Annotated in this window: 18 protein-coding genes and 1 tRNA gene; 7 read left to right on the forward strand and 12 right to left on the reverse strand. The window is 68.6% G+C overall.

Going from position 1 to position 19,724, the window contains the following annotated elements; all coding sequences use genetic code 11:
• Positions 1–21: 21 nt before the first annotated feature.
• Entirely contained in the window at positions 22–1,170 is a 1,149-nt protein-coding gene (locus NO345_RS12810) for an ABC transporter ATP-binding protein (protein WP_256299775.1), read from the forward strand.
• Positions 1,171–1,174: 4 nt separating this feature from the next.
• On the opposite strand, the gene NO345_RS12815 is transcribed toward NO345_RS12810, so the two are convergent.
• From NO345_RS12815 to NO345_RS12840, 6 genes are all read right to left on the reverse strand, one after another.
• Complete coding sequence (locus tag NO345_RS12815; RefSeq protein ID WP_256299777.1) at positions 1,175–2,788, reverse strand: PH domain-containing protein; 1,614 nt, start codon at positions 2,786–2,788, stop codon at positions 1,175–1,177.
• Positions 2,785–3,267, reverse strand: coding sequence for a PH domain-containing protein (locus tag NO345_RS12820; protein ID WP_256299779.1), 483 nt, complete (start codon positions 3,265–3,267; stop codon positions 2,785–2,787). The genes NO345_RS12815 and NO345_RS12820 overlap by 4 nt, the downstream gene beginning before the upstream one ends.
• A gap of 74 nt (positions 3,268–3,341) precedes the next feature.
• Positions 3,342–3,587 carry a BolA family protein gene (locus NO345_RS12825; protein ID WP_256299781.1) on the reverse strand — a complete coding sequence of 82 codons (246 nt, stop codon included), beginning with the start codon at positions 3,585–3,587 and terminating at the stop codon, positions 3,342–3,344.
• A gap of 123 nt (positions 3,588–3,710) precedes the next feature.
• Complete coding sequence (locus tag NO345_RS12830; protein ID WP_256299783.1) at positions 3,711–3,878, reverse strand: hypothetical protein; 168 nt, start codon at positions 3,876–3,878, stop codon at positions 3,711–3,713.
• Positions 3,879–4,002: 124 nt separating this feature from the next.
• A complete protein-coding gene (gene fen, locus NO345_RS12835; protein ID WP_256299785.1) occupies positions 4,003–4,983 on the reverse strand; it encodes a flap endonuclease-1 in 981 nt (326 codons plus the stop codon).
• A 25-nt stretch (positions 4,984–5,008) separates the two neighbouring features.
• Entirely contained in the window at positions 5,009–5,611 is a 603-nt protein-coding gene (locus NO345_RS12840; protein ID WP_256299787.1) for a GNAT family N-acetyltransferase, read from the reverse strand.
• A gap of 158 nt (positions 5,612–5,769) precedes the next feature.
• Between NO345_RS12840 and NO345_RS12845 the strand changes: the two genes are divergently transcribed.
• The 3 genes from NO345_RS12845 (at position 5,770) to NO345_RS12855 (ending at position 9,920) form a co-directional block, all read left to right on the forward strand.
• On the forward strand, positions 5,770–7,881 hold the full coding sequence (locus NO345_RS12845) for a bifunctional metallophosphatase/5'-nucleotidase (protein ID WP_256299789.1): 2,112 nt from the start codon (positions 5,770–5,772) through the stop codon (positions 7,879–7,881).
• A gap of 83 nt (positions 7,882–7,964) precedes the next feature.
• On the forward strand, positions 7,965–8,999 hold the full coding sequence (locus NO345_RS12850) for a nucleoside recognition protein (RefSeq protein ID WP_368407876.1): 1,035 nt from the start codon (positions 7,965–7,967) through the stop codon (positions 8,997–8,999).
• 60 nt (positions 9,000–9,059) lie between these two features.
• On the forward strand, positions 9,060–9,920 hold the full coding sequence (locus NO345_RS12855) for a hypothetical protein (RefSeq protein ID WP_256299791.1): 861 nt from the start codon (positions 9,060–9,062) through the stop codon (positions 9,918–9,920).
• A 166-nt stretch (positions 9,921–10,086) separates the two neighbouring features.
• Here NO345_RS12855 and NO345_RS12860 read toward each other — a convergent pair.
• The 5 genes from NO345_RS12860 to NO345_RS12880 form a co-directional block, all read right to left on the reverse strand.
• Positions 10,087–10,157, reverse strand: a tRNA-Gly gene (locus NO345_RS12860).
• 277 nt (positions 10,158–10,434) lie between these two features.
• Positions 10,435–11,079 carry a class I SAM-dependent methyltransferase gene (locus tag NO345_RS12865; protein WP_256299793.1) on the reverse strand — a complete coding sequence of 215 codons (645 nt, stop codon included), beginning with the start codon at positions 11,077–11,079 and terminating at the stop codon, positions 10,435–10,437.
• Between the two features lie 42 nt (positions 11,080–11,121).
• Positions 11,122–13,275 (reverse strand): type II secretion system F family protein, encoded by a 2,154-nt coding sequence (locus tag NO345_RS12870; RefSeq protein ID WP_256299795.1) that lies wholly within the window; start codon positions 13,273–13,275, stop codon positions 11,122–11,124.
• A gap of 1 nt (position 13,276) precedes the next feature.
• On the reverse strand, positions 13,277–14,974 hold the full coding sequence (locus NO345_RS12875; protein ID WP_256299797.1) for a type II/IV secretion system ATPase subunit: 1,698 nt from the start codon (positions 14,972–14,974) through the stop codon (positions 13,277–13,279).
• 128 nt (positions 14,975–15,102) lie between these two features.
• Positions 15,103–15,636, reverse strand: a complete 534-nt coding sequence (locus NO345_RS12880; protein WP_256299799.1) for a DUF7549 family protein — start codon at positions 15,634–15,636, stop codon at positions 15,103–15,105.
• A 170-nt stretch (positions 15,637–15,806) separates the two neighbouring features.
• Here NO345_RS12880 and NO345_RS12885 point away from each other — a divergent pair, with 170 nt between their 5' ends.
• On the forward strand, positions 15,807–16,277 hold the full coding sequence (locus NO345_RS12885; RefSeq protein ID WP_256299801.1) for a DUF5793 family protein: 471 nt from the start codon (positions 15,807–15,809) through the stop codon (positions 16,275–16,277).
• On the opposite strand, the gene NO345_RS12890 is transcribed toward NO345_RS12885, so the two are convergent.
• A complete protein-coding gene (locus NO345_RS12890; RefSeq protein ID WP_256299803.1) occupies positions 16,274–16,909 on the reverse strand; it encodes an RAD55 family ATPase in 636 nt (211 codons plus the stop codon). The two genes, NO345_RS12885 and NO345_RS12890, sit on opposite strands and share 4 nt — an antisense overlap.
• Positions 16,910–17,040: 131 nt before the next feature.
• Between NO345_RS12890 and NO345_RS12895 the strand changes: the two genes are divergently transcribed.
• Both NO345_RS12895 and NO345_RS12900 read left to right on the forward strand, forming a co-directional pair.
• Positions 17,041–18,417: a phosphopentomutase/phosphoglucosamine mutase gene (locus tag NO345_RS12895; RefSeq protein ID WP_256299805.1), complete on the forward strand. Its 1,377-nt coding sequence runs from the start codon at positions 17,041–17,043 to the stop codon at positions 18,415–18,417.
• A 147-nt stretch (positions 18,418–18,564) separates the two neighbouring features.
• On the forward strand, positions 18,565–19,719 hold the full coding sequence (locus NO345_RS12900; protein WP_256299807.1) for a BMP family lipoprotein: 1,155 nt from the start codon (positions 18,565–18,567) through the stop codon (positions 19,717–19,719).
• Positions 19,720–19,724 lie beyond the last annotated feature (5 nt).

Here is a 19,724-nt window from a genome sequence, read left to right on the forward strand (position 1 = left end):
TCGGACGACGGAGGTACACGCATGGCTGAACTCGAACTCGACGGCATCACCAAGGTGTTCGTCGAGGACGACGGGAACGAGATCGTGGCCGTCGACGACGTCGACGTGACCGTCGGCGACGGCGAGTTCCTCGTCCTCGTCGGTCCCTCGGGCTGTGGCAAGTCGACGACGCTGCGGATGATCGCCGGCCTCGAGTCCATCACCTCGGGCGAACTGCGCCTCGCAGGTGAGCGCATCAACGAGCGCAAACCCGCCGACCGGAACACCGCGATGGTGTTCCAGTCGTACGCGCTCTACCCGCACATGACCGTCAAGCAGAACATGAGCTTCGGGCTGGAGGAGTCGACCGACATGCCCGACGACGAGATCGCGAAGACGGTCACCGAGGCCGCGGAGATGATGGGTATCGGCGACCTGCTCGACCGCAAACCCGGCGAGCTCTCCGGTGGTCAGCAACAGCGCGTCGCCCTCGGCCGCGCCATCGTCCGCGACCCCGAGGTGTTCCTGATGGACGAGCCGCTGTCGAACCTCGACGCGAAGCTGCGCTCGAAGATGCGCACCGAGCTCCAGCGGCTGCAGGACGACCTCGGCGTGACGACCGTCTACGTCACGCACGACCAGACCGAGGCGATGACGATGGGCGACCGGATCGCCATCCTCGACGACGGCGAGCTCCAGCAGGTCGGTACCCCGCTGGAGTGCTACCACCGGCCCGCGAACCGGTTCGTCGCGGACTTCATCGGCGAGCCGTCGATGAACTTCTTCGACGTCGAGGTGCAGGGCGACCGCTTGCTGGCCGACGACTTCGCCTACCCGGTGTCGAGCGAGACGCTCTCGACGGTCGGCGACCGCACCGAGCTGACCCTCGGCATCCGACCGGAGGATATCGAGCTCCGGACCGAGGCGACCGGCCCCCACGACTTCGAGACCGTCGTGGACGTCGTCGAGCCGACCGGCGACGAGAACAACCTCTACCTGACGTTCGACCCGGACGCGGCCGAGCCCGAGACGTTCATCGCCACGACCGGCGGCATGAACCGCATCGAGGCCGGCCAGCCCATCGTCGCCCACATCCCGGAGGACGCCATCCACCTGTTCGACGCGGACACCGGGCAGGCGGTGAAGAACCGGTCGTTGGACGACGCCGAGACGCTCGGCAAGCCGGTCTGAGCGGTCAGTTCTCCCCTCGCGTTCGCCCGTGCAGTTCTCGATGGAGCCTGTCGCGGAGCGTCCGCTGTAGCGACGCTGCCGTCGCCGCGTCGATGTCGAACGCCGTCGGGGTCGCCCTGACGAGCGTGCTCGAACTCGCGGTGTCGACGACGAGCGACGCGAGCGCGAGCCGGCGCTGGAACACGGTCGCCTGCCGGATGACGGTCTGGAGCCGGTAGTACGGGACGACCTGCGTGCGCCGCCGCCAGAAGCCCGTGCGGACGACGACGGTATCCTCGCCGACGTGGTAGCCGCGGCTCGCCCACTTCAGGTGGGCCGCGGGAGGCACGAGGAGGAACAGGACCGCCGGGACGTACCAGAGCGTGAACCCGGAGACGACGGTCGAGACCGCGTAGGCGACGGCGAGGAGACCGACGACGACCAGCCCGTACCTGACGGCGTAGCGTCGGCGTGCCCGGGTCGGGGGGCGCTCGAAGTCGGGGTCGGAGAACTCGCCGAGGTCGCGTGCCAGCTCGACGACCCGTGACCGGTCGGCGACAGGGATGGCCGACTGACTGCCCTGCTCGGCGCGTTGTCCGGCGTACCCCGCCGTCTCCACGTCGAGAGCGGCGTAGCCGAGCAGCCGCATCGCCAGCGACTCGCGGAGCGTGACGGTCTGTATCTTGTCGCTCGGGATGGAGCCGGAGTATCGCTGGACGAGCCCCCGCTCGTAGACGAGGTCGGTGCCGCTGCGTGCGAGCTGGAAGCCGTAGAAGCCCAGCGCGGAGAACACGCCGCTGACGAGGTACGAGCTGACGAGCACCAGCGGGAGCGAGACGAGCCCGAGGACGAGCAGCTCGTCGGGCGTCGCCTCCCAGAGGTCCAGCGTCTCGGGGCCACCGAACGGGTCGGCGGACGCCAGGAGGAACTCGCCCGCAAGCTCCGGCAGCACGGGGATGCCGATGACGACCAGCGCGATGGCCCCCGGGCGGAACCGGGTAAGCGAGAGGACGGCCAGTTCGACGGGCGTGATGGCGAACAGCGGCTCCAGCACGTCCGACCCGGCCGTCCCGGTCGTCCGGTCAGTCGTGGGCGGCTCCGTGGGACCGCTCTCGGGACCCGTCCGCTCGTCCGTCTCCGTCGCCGCGGGCTCGGCCTCGGTGGCCCGCCGCGAGCTGTCCCGTCGTTCGCGTATCTCCCGCTGGAGCCGGTTCGCTTCCGCGAGCGAGACCACGGAGAGTTCGGCCTCCGTCCCGCCACCGCCCGCGGTCTCGATGCGGACGACCGCGACGGAGAACAGGCGGTGCCACAGGCTCTGGGAGATGTCGACGTTCTGGATTCGCCGGAGCGGGATCTCCCGCTCGGTCCGCCCGACGACGCCGGCGGCGAAGTCGAACGTGTCCGCGGTCAGCGCGTACTCGAACCGGAGGTAGGAGGCGACCCCGTAGCCGGCCCCGAGCAGGCCGAACAGCGGTGCGACCACGAAGAGCAGGTCGAAGACGCTGTCGCCGAAATCCACCCCGAGCAGCGCATCGGCCCCGGTCGACCCCACGAGCAGGATGAAGAAGGGGACCGAGAGCGCGTTCACGCCGTACTGGAGTGCCCGGACGAACCCGGTGATGGGATGGAGCCGTCTCATACGGCGTCCTCCGGCTCGCTCTCGACCGCGAGCGCCCGGAGCTCGTTCCGCAGCCGTTTCGCACGCTCCGGCGTGAGGCCGGGCACCGTCACGTCCGCGCCGCGCGAGCCGGCCGTGTAGATGACCACCGAGGAGAGCCCGAGCGCGCGGTCGACCGGCGAGCGCTGCGTGTCGACGTGCTGGACCCGGACGTACGGGACCGCGGTCTCGACCCGCGTGAGGACGCCGCGTTCGAGGTACAGCGCGTCGTCCTGCAGCTCGAAACGCCAGTCACGGTACAGCAGGAGGGCGTGCACGGTCCCGAGCAGGAGTGCCACGACGCCGGTGACGATGCCTGGCACGAACGTCGAGACCCCGGCGTCCGCGAGCCGGTCCTCGAAGAAGACCGCCGGGACCGTGACGACGACGGCGAGCACGGCGGCCACGACGAGGACGCGCACCACCCATCTGATTCGAACTCTCGCGTGAAGGGCTTCCATATCCGGGGCGTCGGCCCGGGAACACAAATAGCGGCGGGGTCGGTTTCAGGTTCGGTGTCCCGGTGCCGGGCGGATCAGCCGTCGAACTCCTCGGGGGTGTAGGTCTTCAGTTCGAGCGCGTGGATGTCCGTCGTCATGTGCTCGCCCAGTGCGTCGTAGACGAGCTGGTGCTGTTGGACCAGCGGGAGGCCCTCGAACGCGGGGGAGACGACCGTCGCACGGAGGTGGTCGTCGTCGTGCTCGCCACGGGCGCGCCCGACGGTTGCTTCACAGTCCTCGATACCAGCCTCGATGAGTGCCGCGACCTCGTCCGGTTCCATGCCTTCCCCTGGGGCGTTGGAGGGCAAAAGACCACCGTACCGAACCGGCGACCACCGGGCCCGGCCGACCACGCGAGCACCCGGTCCGTCCCGGGGCAACGACCGGGTCCTGCCGGCCGGGGATCAGTCCGGGAACACGGCGGCGAGGTTGGTGAAGGGAACGTACGCGACCCGTTCCATGGTGCCGCCGTCGAGCTTGCGCTTCAGGTGCACGCCGTTCGACCCCTCGTGGACCTCGTTGACGTCGTCTATCTCGGTCCCGTCCTCGAGCCTCGCTATCATGCTCACCATGTTCGAGTCTAGTGGGTGTGGAGGGATACGTGCACGGTCGACATGGGGTCGGTTCACGGCCGACGCACGGACCGGTGGGGGGCAGTGCCCCAACGCTCCACCTCGACCGGAACAGGAGCGCCGCTCACGTCCAGCGGTCGAGCCCGGTCTGGGTGAGCGCGTCCTCGATGCGCTCGAACCCGCGGGCGACCTCGCTCTCGTCGACCTCCCACTCGTCGACGACGAAGGAACGGGCGGCCTCGATGTCGGGGTCGAGGTCGGTGTCGAAGCCGTACTCGTCGGTGACGTTCGGGTTCCGGAACAGCCCGCGCACGAGGTCCGCGTTCTCGACGTAGACGTCCTCGTGCTCGAAGACCGCCCAGAGGTCGCCGTGCTCTCTGACCTTCTTCAGGGCGGTCTTGGGGCCGTAGCCGTGGACGCCCTCGTTGAAGTCGGTGCCACAGAGGATGGCGACGTCGACGAGCTGTTCGAGGGAGATGTCGAGCTCCGCGAGGGTCTCGTCGAGGGTCATGCGCTCGGGGTCGCCCTTGCTGGTGAGCTGGCGGAGGGTCGTGGGCGCGCCGAACAGCAGCGCGTCGTAGTCCTCGGTGCCGACGTACTCGGCGTCGCCGCGCTTCGCGATGTGGGCGCACTGCGCCTCGCCCTCCGCCGGGGCCTCGACGACCGGGATGTCCAGCAGTTCCAGCAGCTCGCGGCTCGTCTCCTGGATGACCGGCGTGAGGCGCTGGGTGGCGGAGTCGAGCCGGGCGACCTCGACGGCGTCGCCGGCCTCGCGGGCATCCTCGAGCTGTGATTCGTACTTCTCGCGCTGCTCGCGGCGCTCCGCTATCTCGTCGGCTTTGAGCTCGGAGGGGCCGCCGTCGAACACCATCACGGGGTTGAGATCGTGTTCGAGGAACTTCGGGAGGCCCTGGACGATGCCGACGAGGTTCGCCACCTCGTCGCCGTCGGCGGTCGTGTACTTGCTGTCGCTCGTCCACCGAACCGTCGTCGTGAGGTAGCGGTAGAGCCAGTTGTGGGCGTCGACGGCGACGACGCCGGGGTCCAGCTCGTCGAACGGTACCGTCTCGATGTGCGCGAGGTCCCGGAGATCTGCGTTACCCATCGGTCGCCCTACGGCCCGGGTGGCTTCAATCCTGGCGGTCCCGGGCGGACGCATCGACGCCGTCTCCCGCCGCCGGTGGCCCCTGCTCTCGCTTCCGCTCGACGAACTTCCGTTCGCCCTCGGAGAGGTCGTCGCGTCCGGCGAAGACGTCGAGTCCGGCGCGGTAGCGCCCGGGTGACCGCTCGCCGGGTCGTTCGAGCACGAGCTCGGCGAGGCCGGTCTCCTCGCCGGAGAAGCCGAACCCCGCACGGTACAGCGCCTCGTAGGAGTAGGGATTGTTGACGGCGATGCGGGCGCGCTCGTAGCCGCGTTCGCGGGCCCGGTCGTACGCGAACCCGACGAGTCGGGGTCCGAGTCCCTCGCCGCGGTGGTCCTCACGGACGGTCACGTACCGGAGCCAGAGCGTGTCCGGGTCGGTGCGGTCCGCGTTGAACGCGACCGCGGCGAGGACGTGGTCGTCGAACTCGCCGTCCGCGTCGGTGGCGCTCTCTGTCTCCGGGTCGAGCACGACCGCCTTCCCGGTCGAGGACATCACGAACTTCCCGGCGTAGCTGAACCGTCGGTAGTCGAGCCGGAGCGTCGGTCCGTCTTCGGGCCAGCCGAGCAGTGCGAGTTCGGGCTCGCTCACGCCCGGAGCGACGTGCGGAGGATACAACGCTCTTTCGACGGAACCACACTCGGGGGACCCGGTGTCTCCGTTCAACGTCGTGAAACTGTGAGAACCATACTCGATGGTGATAGTCTTTGGCAGGTTTTATCAGCCGATGCCCGTGTTGGCTTCGGTGTATGCGACGGATCCTTGCAATCGTGCTCGCGTTCGCAGTCGTCGCCGCCGGCGTCCCGGTGGCGTCGGGTGCAGGCGCACCGACAGGAGGGGACACCGCAGCGCCGACGTCCGGGACCACGACCCCCACGGCGGGGACGGTGGCCCCGACCGACAACGAGTCGGACAACTCGACGACGGTCACGCTCCTGACGTACAACGACATCCAGACCGCGATGGCACAGAACACGACCGTGCCGCGGATGGTCCACCTGATCAACGAGCGCCGTGCCGCCCACGACAACCCCACCGTCGTGGTCGGCGGTGGCGACCAGGTCAGCCCGCACTCGCTGGCACCGGTCAGCCAGTGGCGGCTGCCCGTCGAGGTGCTGAACGTCCTCCAGCCCGACGTGGAGGTCGTCGGCAACCACGACCTCGACTACGGCTTCGGGCCGGTGGCGAACTACTCGAACACCTCGGAGTTCCCGTGGGTCATGGCGAACATCGTGCAGGCCGACTCCGGCGAACCCATCCCGGGCACCGAGCCGTACACCGTCGTCGAGCGCGACGGCGTGCGCGTCGGCGTCATCGGCCTCGCGGACGAACAGATTCTGGGCAAGACGGCCGTCGACTTCGACGAGCAGGGCTACGAGCTCCGCGACTACGCCGAGGTCGGCCAGGAGTACGCGACCGAGCTCCGCACTGAGGAGGACGTCGACGTGGTCGTCGTCGCCGGGCACTTCGGCATCCCGACCGCGCAGGACCTGGCCAACCGGACCAGCGGTATCGACGCCGTCGTCGTCGGCGACGACGAGGTCGAGTACCCGCCCGCCGAGACCAGCGGCACCGTCATCGTGGAGGCCGAGGCCCGCGCCGAGCACCTCGGCGAGGTGAACCTCACCGTCTCCGACGGCGAGGTCACGAGCTGGAACGGTCGGCTCCTCTCGGTCACGGAGAACACGACGAAGAACGCGACGGCGGACCGCATCATCACCGAGACGCGCGGCGAGGCGCTCTCCCGTGTCGTCGGCGAGACGCGGACCGAACTCGACGCCCGGTTCGCGTCGAACTACCACGACGAGACCGCGCTCGGCAACCTCATCACCGACGCCTTCCGCTGGAAGGAGGGCTCCGACATCGCCATCACGAACGCCGGCGGCATCCGGTCCAACTCGGTGTACGGCCCCGGCGAGGTCACCGTCGGCGACGTGTACAACGTGCTGCCCTTCGGCAACTCGCTCGTCACGGTCGAGCTGACCGGGGACGAGGTCAAGCAGCTGCTCGAGAGCCAGGTCGTCACGATGGAGAGCGAGACCGGCCAGCAGTACGGTGCCGAACCCCAGCTCCAGGTCTCCGGCATCACCTACGAGTACGTTCCGCACGAGGACGTGCCCGCCGACCAGCGGATCCAGGACGTCTGGGTCGACGGCGAACCCATGCAGGACGACGAGACGTACACCGTCACCGTGAACTCCTACATGGCCGGCTGGGAGGGCTCCGTGCTCGAGAACGCGACCCGCGTCAGCGAGACGCAGGACCTCTACGGCACCGTCACGCTGGAGTACATCCAGGCGCACACGCCCGTCTCGCCGACCGACGCGGACCGCATCCGCCGCGTGAACCACCTCGCGGGTCAGGACCCCGTCACGCTCGACGGTGAGGGCACGGTGACCGCGGAGTTCACCCTGCCGGAGAACGCGACCGACCTGCAGCACTTCTACGCGACCGCGAACGCCTCGACGATGGTGGAGGCACAGACCGTCAGGGTCGGCGAGGACACGGTCACGGTCAACTTCTCGGACTACGAGCTCCGCCGGCTCGCGAGCGAGGACGCCGAACTCCAGGTGTACGGGAGCTACAACAGCAGCAGCCTCGACACCGTCTACTTCGACAGTCTCCGGATGGCCGGCGACCTCGAGGTGACGCTCGAATCACCCGAGACGGCGACGCCGACCGCGACCGCCACGCCGACCGCCGCACCGACGACGGCGGCAGGCACGACGGCCGCCGGGACGACCGCAGACGCGCCCGCCACGACCGAACCGAGCGACGACGGCGGCTCGCCCGGCTTCGGTCCCGGTGTCGCAGTCGTCGCAGTCGTCGCCGCCGCACTGGTCGCGCTCCGCCGACAGTAGCGACCGACACCGACGGACGAGGACGGTCCGGTTCACGGACCGCTTCCGACGCACATTTTCCGGTGCCACCCCAACGCCCAGCCGTGACGCTCCCGGACGCTGTCGTGACGTTGCAGGCAGGCGTGGCCAGCGTCCCGCTCGACCTGCTGCTGTCGGTACTTCGCCGCGTGCTCTCCATCCTCGTGTTCATCGGCATCGGCCTGACCCTCGCGAACCTCGCCGTGGAGTTCGGCCTGGTCGAGTACGTCGCCGTCCTCTCCAGACCGCTGACCGCACCCGCGAACCTGCCGGACGAGGTCGGCACCGCCATCCTCTCGACGGCGGCCTCGCCGACCGCGGGCTACGGGATGCTCGCCGAGTTCCGCGAGGAGGGTATCCTCGGTGACCGGGCGACGCTCGTCGCCGTCACCATCAACACGTTCTTCGGCTTCGTCCAGCACATCTTCACCTTCTACGTGCCCGTGCTCATCCCCATCCTCGGCCTCCGTGTGGGCCTGCTGTACGTCGGCTCCCGCGCCGCGATCTCGCTCGCCATCACCCTCACCGGCATCGTCGCCGGCGCGGTCCTGCTCTCGCCGCCGAGCGACGCGTCCGAGGCGCTCCCCGACGGGGTCGCGAGCGACGGCGGTTCCGGAGTCGGCGACGATGCGGACGACGACGAGCCCCGCAGCCGTCGCGAGACGGTCGTCGATGCGCTACTGAGCACCCGCGACAAGCTCCGCGACATCGCCCCGCGACTCGTCCTCGTCTACACGTTCGTCGCCGTGCTCACCGCCAGCGTCGACATCTCGGCGTTCACCGTCGTCGCCGAGCCCGCGACGGGACTGCTCGGGCTCCCCGGCGAGGCCGCCGCCGTCGTCGCCGTCTTCGCCATCGACACCACCAGCGGCGCGGCGTTCATCGCGCCGATGCTCGGCGACCCGTTCACGCCCGAGGCCGCCGTCGCCACGATGCTCGTCGGCGGTATCGTCTCGTTCGCCTTCTCGACGTTCAAGCGGTCCATCCCGTTCCAGTTCGGCATCTGGGGCCCCGAGTTCGGCACCAAGGTCGTGGTCGTCAACACCGTCCTGAAGGTGGTGTTCATCGCCGCGACGCTGGCCGTGCTGCTCGTTCCCTGATACGGCCTGCACCGCCCTGAGATGACAACCGTTTTATTTCGAAGCTGATACGTTACCCGCGTGCCCTCCCTCGACACCAAGCTCGGTCTCGCGGTCGGTTCCTACGTCGGCCTCCTCGTCGCGTTCGGCGTCGGTCTGGTCGTGGACGCCGGTGTCTTCGACCCCACCGTCCAGGCCACCGGTCTCCTCACCTGTCTACTCGGTGGGACCCTGTTCGCGTACCGCCCCACCCTCGCCGTGCCAGTCGTCGAGCGTCACGTCGTCTCGGCCGTCTTCGTACTCCACGTCGCCGGCATCCTCGCGGTGCTCGCGGTCGCCGGGACCGACGGGGCGACCGGGGCCCACCCGCTGGTGTTCCCGTTCATCGTCAGCGCCGCCGTCGGGCTCGTCGCGTTCGTCCTCCTCCGCGACCGCCACGTCGAGACAGTCTTCGGTGGCGACGTCGCCCGCGTCAGCTGGTACGGCGGCCCGCACGACCGGACCGTACGACGGATGCGGATCGTGGCCATCCTCGCCGGCGTGACGGCGATCGGCGCTCCGCTCGTCGGCTTCGCCGTCGTCCCGCACCGGGCCAGCTGGATCGAGTCGACACGTGCCTGGACGCTCCTCGCCGAAGTTGGGCCGACCATCATCGGCGGCGTCCTCGGGGCGTCCATCGGGGCCCTCCTCATGCCGGACCGCGACAGGCGTTTCACCGTCTACGACGGCGGGCTCGTGGTCCAGACCGGTCGCTCCGGTCTCCGGTCGCGGCTCTCCTGGTGGTACGTCCGCGGCTACGAGCTGACCGACCGCGAGCTCGTCGTCCACACCTGGTTCCCGCTCCAGACCTACCGGTTCGACCGGGAACACTTCGAACAGCCCGACCGAGTGGCCGACATCCTCGCCGAGTACGTGCCCGAGAGAGAGGCCACGTGGCTCTGAGTCGCTCCCGCTGCTCATTCAGTCGTGCTGCAGAACTGCGCCGGCCGGGATTCGAACCACGGTCGCTCCACTCCGTTCCGCTCCCTGATTCAAATCCCTCAGGGTTGCATTTCTGCAACACGCTTCGCTCGTCGCTGGCGCTCCTCACTCAGGTGTGTTGCAGAAATGCGCCGGCCGGGATTCGAACCCGGGCCATGAGCTTGGAAGGCTCAGGTCCTACCACTAGACCACCGGCGCTCGCTCACTGCGTTCGCTCCTCGCGCGCCGAGCGCCACGTCGCTACGCTCCGTGGCACACCGGCGCTCGCTCCACTTCTTCGTTGTCGCGCCGCATAATAAGACTCCTTCGGAAGCCGACGCCGCACCGGATCGCGAACCGCGTCGGTACGGAGTCGTTCGAAAGCGGTGATGAAAGCCATCACCGATGACGCCCGTGCGAGCCGTGCGCGAGGGCCCACAGGGCACGCGAATCCCACACCAACGGGTGTGCGCATGGCCAAGTTCCACGCGACGACTTAAGGTCTTTTCTGTTCAGTGACGACAGCGTAGCAGTTGCCCGAGGAGACGCACGAGGAGCGAACGGCGAGCTCGCTGGCGGCGAGGTCGGCGTCGAACTCCTCCGGGCTGTAGATGTGGTAGAACCGCGGGACGGTCTCGCCGCCGGGCAGCGTCCAGTCGACCGTCGTGTCGAAGCCCTCGTCACGGCTAAAGCGTTCGTGGGCGGTGCTCCACACCGAGACGAGTGCCGTCCCATCGGGCGAGAGCACGCGTGCCAGTTCGTCGAGGCTCCGGCGGCGAGCCTCGCGAGTGGGCAGGTGGTGGAGCGTCGCGACGTACACCGCGAGGTCGACGCTGTCGGTCGCGAGCGGGAGCCGTGCGGCGTCTGCCTGCACGAGCTCGACGGCGAAGCTACGTTCGCGGGCGCGGTCCCGGGCGGTCGCGAGCAGGCCCGCGGAGATGTCAGCGCCGACGACGCGCTCACAGCGGTCCGCGAGGAGCTCGGCGTGGCGGCCGTTGCCGCAGCCGAGGTCCAGACCCACGGTGCCACCCCGCCCCTCGAGGAAGGAGTCGACCTCGGGCCAGGCGTACTCGCGGGTCTCGGCGAAGTGGTCCGCGATGCGATCGTACGTCGACCGCGTCGTGCTCGGCGACCGGTCCATGGCGGGAGCGTCGTCCCACAGCCGGTTAGCGGTTCCGTTCGCTCACGGCCCCGGGATGAGGACGATGAAGCAGGCGTAGGCCATCGCGACGAGGATGGCGGCGTGCTTCGCACCGGTCCGGACGTCACCCGAGGAGAGCTGGCCGGCGACGAAGCCGGAGAGCAGCCCCTGGATGATGGTGGTGTGGAAGAACACCAGCGTGTACTCGGCCTTGTCGATGCCGCCGGTCGAGCCGACGCCACCGACCGCGGGAACCCCCGAAGCTCCCGTCTGTCCCGCACCGGTGCCGTTGATGACGGTGCTCGGCCCGCCGTCGGGCAGGTTCGGGATGAGCACCGTCGAGAGCACGACGATGATGAACAGGAAGACGAAGAAGGCGATGTAGACGACCGCCATGTAGGTGAGCATCTCCTGTCTCCGGGCGCGCTTGAGCCGCCGGTCGGCCTTGGCCTGTCCCGCCGCGATGCGCAGCACGCTCGCGAGGTCGCCGCTGGCGTTCATCGCCTGCGTGGTCAGCGTGACGACCCGGGAGATGATGGAGGTCCGTAGTCGCGACTCGAACCGCCGGAGCGCGGTCTCGACGTCCGCCCCCCAGCGGATGTCCGCCCAGACGCGCTCGAGCTCCACGTCGAGCGCGCCGAGCTCGCTCCGACGGACCCGCTCGATGGACTCGACGACGGTCATCCCGGCCTCGTTGACGCTGGCCAGCCGGTCGAGCAGGTCCGGGACCGCGGACTCGATGGCCTCGGCCCGCCGCCGGTGGACCTCGAACGCGATGGCGAACGTCCCGACGACGAACAGGAGCGCCTGGATGAGCACGTCGTCGAACGAGCGCACGTCCAGCCCCGCCGCGGTGAGGCTGTCGGGCAGCCGGACCCCGACGATGAGCAGCGCGATGGGGAGCGTCACCCAGAGCACCGTCACCGGCCGTTCGATGACGGTCCGCACGGGGTTGCCGAGTTTGGACCGGAGCCAGCGGAACCGCCGGTAGGCCGCGAGCCGGTTGCGGTTCGCCAGCTCGCGGTCGTCGCCACCGTCGGCCTGCTCGAACCCCCCGTCGGTCTGTGCGGCCGTGTTCGGCGCACCGTCGGCGAGCCGGACCCCCGCGAGCCCGTCGACCGGTGCGTCGACGTCCTCGTAGCCGCGCCCGGCCGACAGCGTGTCGGTCACCGAGAGCAGGTAGATGAGAAACGCCAGGTTCGACGCCGGGAGGATGACGTAGACGAACACGCGCAGCGGTTCGAGCGTGTTGCCGACCGCGATGCCGATGACGACGAGGATGGTGATGAGGAACAGCGGCCCGGCGACGAGGACGGTCACGTACGCCTCGGCGAGCGTCGCGAGCAGGTCCAGCAGCTTCTCCTGCTGTGACTCGGCCTCCTCCTGGAAGTCCCGGTACTGCTGCTCGAGGAACGACGAGAGCGAGCGCCCGGACTGGAGCACGCTCGCGAGGTTCTCGGAGAACTCCTTGAACTGCGAGCTCGGCGACCGCCGGGCCATCGTCTGGATGGCCGTGATCATGTCCTGGCCGAACATGTCCATGTTCCTGACCGCGACGCGGACCTCGTCGGCGGACTCGCCGTAGATACCGTCGTTCTCGGCGAGGATGCGCAGCACCTTCGGGAACTCCATCCCCGAGCGCGAGAGGGCGTAGATGAACGCGATGGTCCGGGGGAGCGTCGCCTCGATCCGGCGCTCGCGCTCGTCGGCGACGTACTGCGGGTACCACCAGCGCAGCCAGTACGTCACTCCCGCGAAGGCGACGCCGAGGGTCAGGCTCGTCACGAGCATCAGCCCGAACAGCTCGAGCACCGACAGCGACGGCAGCCCGACGAAGTCGGTGAGGAAGTGCAGCTCCGGCGGGGCCGTCTGGCGGATGGTCTCCTCGTCGATGGAGAGCAGGACGAGCCCGAGCCAGATGACGTACATCCCCATGATGGTGCCGGCGACGGCGAACACCGCGCTGTACAGCATCGTCTTCGCGGAGTACGTCCGGTAGGTCGTCGGCATGTGCGCTGCACGGAGCTGCTGCTTCCGGATCGCCTTGTTCCGGCCCTTGCTGCTCGCGTAGGTCCCGAAGATGAGCAGGGCGAACCGTGAGACGACCCGGTCCGCGTGGACGCTCACGGGGGCGGCAAGCACCGGCAGTACGATGAACACCGCGAGTACCAGCGGCACCCAGGTCGTCCAGGACATGTCAGTCCGTCTCGGCTCCGGCCATCTCGACGTCCCGGTCGACCGTCTCGATGCGCTCCAGTGCGGCCTCTGAGTCGGCGTAGTACTCGTTGATCAGCGCCGTGAACCGGCGGTAGTCGGAGATACCCTGGTCGCGGAGGTACTCGAGGAACCGGCGGCGGTTCCGCAGCTCCTGCAGGAGCTCCTGCTGGCTCCAGGCACGTTCGTCGCGGATCTCGTCCAGCACCTGCGAGCCGGAGGAGCCGAACGTGTCGTCGTCGGCGTTCCAGGTGAACGCCGTCGAGTAGTCCAGCTCGCCGGTCCGCTGGTCGATGCCCTCGATCTCCGCGATGGTCTTGTTCCGGCGGACGCGCTCGTTGTCGAACCGGGTCAGCGTCTGCACGCAGAGGATGTCGAGGCTCTGGACCATCGAGCGCGGAACGTTGATCGGCTCGTTCTCCAGCCGGTTGATGACGGTCCGGACGGAGTCGGCGTGCATCGTCGAGTACGTCGTGTGACCGGTGTTCATCGCCTGGAACAGCGTGATGGCCTCCTCGCCACGGACCTCCCCGACGATGATGTACTCGGGGCGGTGCCGGAGCGCGCTCCTGAGGAGGTCGTACATCGTCACGTCGGTCCCTTCGTGCAGGCGCTCGCGGGTGACCGAGGAGAGCCAGTTGTCGTGGTACAGCGTCAGCTCCCGGGTGTCCTCGATGGTCAGCACCTTCGAGCGCGGCGGGATGAACATCGAGATGGCGTTCATGCTCGTCGTCTTCCCGGACGCCGTGCCGCCGGCGAAGATGAGCGACTTGTTGCTCTCGATGGCGAGCCAGAGGTACGCCATCTGGTCGACGTTGAACGTCCCGTACTCGAGCAGGTCGATGGGGGTAAAGGGCTCCTCGGCGTACTTCCGGATGGTGAACGCGGAGCCACGCGGGGTGACCTCCTCGCCCAGCGCGAGTTCGGCACGCGAGCCGTCCGGGAGCGTCGTCTCGACCATCGGGTCGCCGATGGAGATGTGCCGGCCCGAGTGCTGGGCCAGCCGGACGACGAAGTTGTCGAGCTCCTCCTGTGGGAACCGGACGTTCGTCTCGATGTCGGTGTGCTCGTCGTGGTAGACGAACAGGGGCAGGTCGTAGCCGTCACACGAGATGTCCTCGACGTGCGGGTCGTGCATGACGGGGTCGAGCTTGCCGTACCCGCGGAACGCCCGCCAGAGGTAGTAGAACAGCTTGTGGTAGGTGTCCATGTCCACGTCGGCCCCGTACCGTTCGAGGTGGTCGAGCAGCGCGTCGTCGAGCACCTCGTCCGGGTCGCCATCGTCGATGTCCCGCCGGTAGACCAGGGGGTCGCGGACGTCCTCGAACAGCGTCTCGAGCAGCGCGAGCTCGTACTCGTCGAGCTCGGGTTCGACGACGTGATAGCGGTACTCGTTGGCCGCCGCGTCGTGGTTGATACTGATGAAGGCGTAGGGTGCGTTCACCCAGTAGCGGTCGACCTCCTCCCAGCCGTCGAGCCCATCGAACGTGACGAGCTCGCCGTGTTCGCTCGGATAGTACGGCTCGCGGGAGATGGTCGTCCCGCGCAGCATCTGGAGGGTGTGCTTGATACGGTCGACGAGCGAGTCGCTCCGCCCGGAGGCGACCGCACCGGGCGTGACGGTGCCGTCGCTCTCGTCGCTCGAGATGGTGTTCGGTGCCTGGTGGCCTGGATCTGTCATCGTGTGCGGTCGCCTCCCCGGAGACGGTACCGTTCGGCGGACTGAACGGTGGTTCTTGGCATCGCTTGGGAGCACCGAGACTTAAATGAGGTGGCCAACCTTCGAACGGGAGCGAGCCGCAGAGAGGGTCAGGCCCGGTCCGCGAAGAGGTCGAGGACGCCGAACGCGTAGAAGAAGACGACCCCGAGCAGGCCGATGGGGACGTAGACGCCCCAGCCGAGGATGTCGGCCGGCTGGTTCAGGTGCAGCTGCACCGCCGCGGCGGTGAACGCAACCCCGAGAGCGAGCATCGATGCGCCGAGGACGTACACGCCCCGACCGGGGAGCTTCTCGACCAGGTCGTGCTCGAAGTACATCAACAGGCTGACGACCACGGCAGCGCCCAGCACGATGGCGGCCAGCGTCCAGACGAGGTACGCCGTCGCCTGTGCGGGGAACTGGCCGGCGTTGACCGTGTAGTACTCCCAGGGGGTCCTGATGGTCGTCCCGTCGACGAGCCCCGTGCCGAAGACGTACTGGATACCGAAGAACGGGAACCGGAGGACGACGAGTTCCGCACCCTGCTCGCTGGTGGCTCGTACCACCGACCAGGGGAGGAGCACGGACAGCCACGTCGTGAGCACGGCGAACTCCTCGACGTACTCTGAGTTGATCCACACCATACCCACGAAGCGACGCCGCCACACGTAAAAGCTGTCGGTGCCCGGATGCCCGGACTCGTGTTGCCGAACGGACAGCTGGATCCGTCGGTCAGACGGCCGGTACCGTCGACTTACTCGACTGCCCCGGGCGTTACGTTCATACCGCGTGAGACCGAAGATAGCGACGTGGAATGAGGCGTGACTACTTCACTTTGCAGGTCAGCAACGTCGACTGGGTCGACGAGGACGGTACCCCCGAGAGGCCGACAGTAACTATCTCGTTCGAGGGGCCGGTCGCGACACTGAGAGAGCGCCTCACCGGACCGGACGACGAGCCGCTCGACGCCGCCGAGACGGACGTTGCGTTCCGGCTCCAGACGGCGGTCGACACCGACGACGCCCAGGGGGTCGTCAGCGTCACGAACCGGGTCACCGGTGACTTCGTGCTCGAACTGAACGAGTCGGCCGAGAACGTCCTGAAGTTCATCCGTGCGGCGCGACGGTACGGGGAGCACGCGGGCGACGAGGGCGAGTACGGCGTCCACATCCTGCTCGACGGCGACGAGTTCGTCAGCTACGACAAGAGCACCTTCCTCGTCTACAACGCCGACGGGAACCTCCTCCGGAACCAGAGTCTCATCCCGAGCGGCGTCGAGCTCTAGAACGCCGTCCACTCCGTCGGACGGTCGACGACGCCGACGACGCGACACTCCCGCGAGTCGACACCCTGTCTGGTCTCGACGGCACCGTCGAACAGTTGTTCGAGCGTGTTCATCGTCTGCTGGTCGTGACTGTCGTCCATCGTCGCGATCCCGAGGCCGTCGACGCCGCTGAGGCGGCCGGTGAGGATGTGGGTGAACCGGAACACCGTCTTCACGTCGGCCTCCAGCAGCAGGTTCGAGAGCGAGTGCAGGCCGAGCCGGGTCCCCGTCGCCCGGTCGCCGGCACGTCCGAGGAACTCCGAGGCCGCCATCCCCATGCCGCTGAAGTCCGACGGTGAGGCGACGTACTCGGTGTCGGGGTCGTGTGGCGTCGGCTCACCCCGCCGTTCGGAGACGCAGTCGACGACCGAGAGTTCGGGGCCGTCGGTCGTGGCCCGGTCGGCGACCGTCGCTCTGATGTCGTCGGCACCACGGCTCGTCGAGACGACGACGCCGTGCTGTCCCCGCTCGAGACCCGCCGCGAGCAGGTCACAGAGCAGCTCGTACTTCCCGACGCCCTGTGGTCCGGTCAGCAGGAGGTTCGTCCCGGGGCGGAGCTCGTCGACCGGCAGGTGGTCGCCTACGTCGTACACGTGTTCACCCCACGAGGCCCCCGGGTAGCGGACATGGGGCCACCGTACGTGATGGCCTCGCATAAACCCCGGGCCCGGCGTCCGACGTGCGTATGCCACAAATTAAGTACGCCTCGGGGCAACCCCCCGGTATGACACTGTTCGGGACGGCGGGGATACGAGGACCGGTCGCGGAGCGCGTCACACCGGAGCTCGCGATGGCGGTCGGCCGGGCGGCCGGTCGCGACGGCGACCGGTTCGTCGTCGGCCGCGACGGGCGGGATACGGGCCCGGCGCTGGCGGCCGCGATGGAGGCGGGACTGGAGAGTTCGGGGGCGAACGTCGTCCGGGTCGGGCAGCTCCCGACGCCGGCGCTCGCGTTCGCCTCGCAGGGCCGACGTGGCGTGATGCTGACCGCCAGCCACAACCCGCCCGAGGACAACGGCATCAAGCTGTTCGACGACGGCGTCGAGTACGCCCGCGACGCCGAGGAGCGCATCGAGGCCCGCGTCGACGGCGAGAACGACACCGTCCCGTGGGACGAGTGGGGCGACGGGCACACGGCCGCCGTCCTCGACGATTACCAGGACGCAGTCGCCGACTACGCACGCTCGCTCGGCGACGACACGGACGACCCCGAACCGCTCGCCGACCTGCGCATCGCGGTCGACTGCGGCAACGGCATGGGCAGCGTCGCGACGCCACAGGTGCTCCGGGCGCTCGGGGCCGAGGTCGTCGCGATCAACGCCAACGTCGACGGGCGCTTCCCGGGCCGGCCGTCGAAGCCGACACCGGAGACGCTGACCGAGTTCCTGTCGCTGCTCGCCGACGGCGACTTCGACCTCGGTATCGCGCACGACGGGGACGCGGACCGTATCGTCGTCGCGACCGGTGATGGCGAGGTCGTCCACGAGGACACGGTGCTCGCGATGCTCGCCGGCCACTACACCGGACTGAGCGACGCGGGCGACTCGGTCGTCGTGACGACGCCGAACGCCTCCGCCCGGATCGACGAACGGGTCGCGGCGGCCGGCGGACGCGTCGAACGTGTTCGACTGGGCGCGCTGCACGAGGGCATCGCACGCGAGCGCGACGCGGGCGGTACGGACACCGCGGTCGTGTTCGCCGCCGAGCCCTGGAAGCACATCCACACCGCCTTCGGCGGCTGGATCGACGGGGTGACGAGCGCGGCCGTCGTGTCGACGCTCGTCGCCGACGCAGGCGGACTGGCCGCACTCCGCGAGGACATCACCGAGCGACCGTATCGGAAGGTGAGCGTGGACTGTCCGGACGCCGCGAAGGCCGGCGCGATGGAGCGCCTCGGCACGAGCCTCCCCGAGGCGTTCCCCGATGGCGACGTCGACACCGACTACGGCGTCCGCATCGACCTGCCGGACGGCTCCTGGGTGCTGGTCCGCCCGAGCGGCACGGAGCCGTACGTTCGACTCTACGCCGAGAGCGACGACGTGGGCGCACTGGTCGACCGGGCCACCGCGGTCGTCGAGTCGGCGGTCGACGCCGAGTGCTGACCCAACCCGACGAAACCGGCGACCGGCTTTCCTTCTGACCATACCAGCGTTCAATTTATATATTCGCCGTGTCCGCTCCCGAGACGGCCGTTGCTGGCCGTCTTGCATACCAAAGAGTTTTTTCACATGGTTGCAAAGGGTGCCTTCATGCGCTCGAACAGTGGTCGGCGGCGGTTCCTGAAGGGTACTGGTGTGGCCGGTACCATCGCGCTCGCAGGGTGTATCAGCAGTACAGACAACGGTGGGGACGAGACGGACACGCAGACCCCGACCGAGGAGAGCGGCTCGACGGAGACCGAGTCGGGCGACGGCACGGAGACCCAGACCGAGGACGGGAGCGACGCCGGCGCGGACGTGAACGTCGGGATGGTGTACGCCACCGGCGGCCTCGGCGACAAGTCGTTCAACGACATGGCCCAGCAGGGGGCACTGCAGGCCGAAGAGCAGCTGGGTATCTCCTTCGACGAGGCCCAGCCCGAGCAGAACTCCGACTTCTCACCGGCACAGCGGAACTTCGCCGAGGGGGGGACCTTCGACCTGATCTCCTGCATCGGCTTCGCCCAGACCGACGCGCTCACCGAGAACGCCGACCGCTACTCCGACCAGCACTTCCAGATCGTCGACTCGACCGTCGACTCGGACAACGTCGCGAGCTACGTGTTCCGCGAGCACGAGGGTTCGTTCCAGGTGGGTCACCTCGCCGGGCTCCTGACGAGCCGTTCGTTCGAGGCCGGACAGGGCGCGACGACCGGTGACTCGACGAACGTCGGCTTCGTCGGCGGCCTCGACGTGCCGCTCATCCGGAAGTTCCAGGCCGGCTACGAGGCCGGTGTGAAGTACGCGAACGAAGACGTGGACATCCAGTCGTCGTACGCGGGGTCGTTCAACGATGCCGCGACGGCCCGCGAGGCCGCACTCTCGATGTACGACTCCGGTGCGGACATCGTCTACCACGCCGCCGGTGCGTCCGGTCTCGGCGTGTTCCAGGCCGCACAGGAGCGCGGCAAGTTCGCCATCGGCGTCGACGCGGACCAGTCCGCCAGCGAACCCGACTTCGCGGACTGGATCGTCGCGAGCATGGTCAAGCGCGTCGACACCGCGGTGTTCACTGCCATCGAGAACGAGGTCAACGGCGAGTTCAACGGCGGCAGCGTGACGACGCTCGGACTGGAGTCCGACGGTGTCGCGTGTGTCTACGGCCAGGCCATCGGTGACTCGATCCCGCAGGAGGTCAAAGACCAGGTCGATGCCTCCCGGCAAGCCATCATCGACGGGGAGATCACCGTCCCGACCGAGCCCTGAGCCCG

This window comes from Haloarchaeobius salinus (genome assembly GCF_024464185.1).
Classification (GTDB): Archaea; Halobacteriota; Halobacteria; order Halobacteriales; family Natrialbaceae; genus Haloarchaeobius; species Haloarchaeobius salinus.

Coding starts and splice junctions, on each gene's coding strand:
- NO345_RS12900 (WP_256299807.1), top strand. CDS start 18,565: ATGCGCTCGAACAGTGGTCGGCGGCGGTTCCTGAAGGGTACTGGTGTG.
- NO345_RS12810 (WP_256299775.1), top strand. CDS start 22: ATGGCTGAACTCGAACTCGACGGCATCACCAAGGTGTTCGTCGAGGAC.
- NO345_RS12820 (WP_256299779.1), bottom strand. CDS start 3,267: ATGGAAGCCCTTCACGCGAGAGTTCGAATCAGATGGGTGGTGCGCGTC.
- NO345_RS12895 (WP_256299805.1), top strand. CDS start 17,041: ATGACACTGTTCGGGACGGCGGGGATACGAGGACCGGTCGCGGAGCGC.
- NO345_RS12815 (WP_256299777.1), bottom strand. CDS start 2,788: ATGAGACGGCTCCATCCCATCACCGGGTTCGTCCGGGCACTCCAGTAC.
- NO345_RS12830 (WP_256299783.1), bottom strand. CDS start 3,878: ATGGTGAGCATGATAGCGAGGCTCGAGGACGGGACCGAGATAGACGAC.
- fen (WP_256299785.1), bottom strand. CDS start 4,983: ATGGGTAACGCAGATCTCCGGGACCTCGCGCACATCGAGACGGTACCG.
- NO345_RS12885 (WP_256299801.1), top strand. CDS start 15,807: ATGAGGCGTGACTACTTCACTTTGCAGGTCAGCAACGTCGACTGGGTC.
- NO345_RS12865 (WP_256299793.1), bottom strand. CDS start 11,079: ATGGACCGGTCGCCGAGCACGACGCGGTCGACGTACGATCGCATCGCG.
- NO345_RS12880 (WP_256299799.1), bottom strand. CDS start 15,636: ATGGTGTGGATCAACTCAGAGTACGTCGAGGAGTTCGCCGTGCTCACG.
- NO345_RS12825 (WP_256299781.1), bottom strand. CDS start 3,587: ATGGAACCGGACGAGGTCGCGGCACTCATCGAGGCTGGTATCGAGGAC.
- NO345_RS12845 (WP_256299789.1), top strand. CDS start 5,770: ATGCGACGGATCCTTGCAATCGTGCTCGCGTTCGCAGTCGTCGCCGCC.
- NO345_RS12875 (WP_256299797.1), bottom strand. CDS start 14,974: ATGACAGATCCAGGCCACCAGGCACCGAACACCATCTCGAGCGACGAG.
- NO345_RS12870 (WP_256299795.1), bottom strand. CDS start 13,275: ATGTCCTGGACGACCTGGGTGCCGCTGGTACTCGCGGTGTTCATCGTA.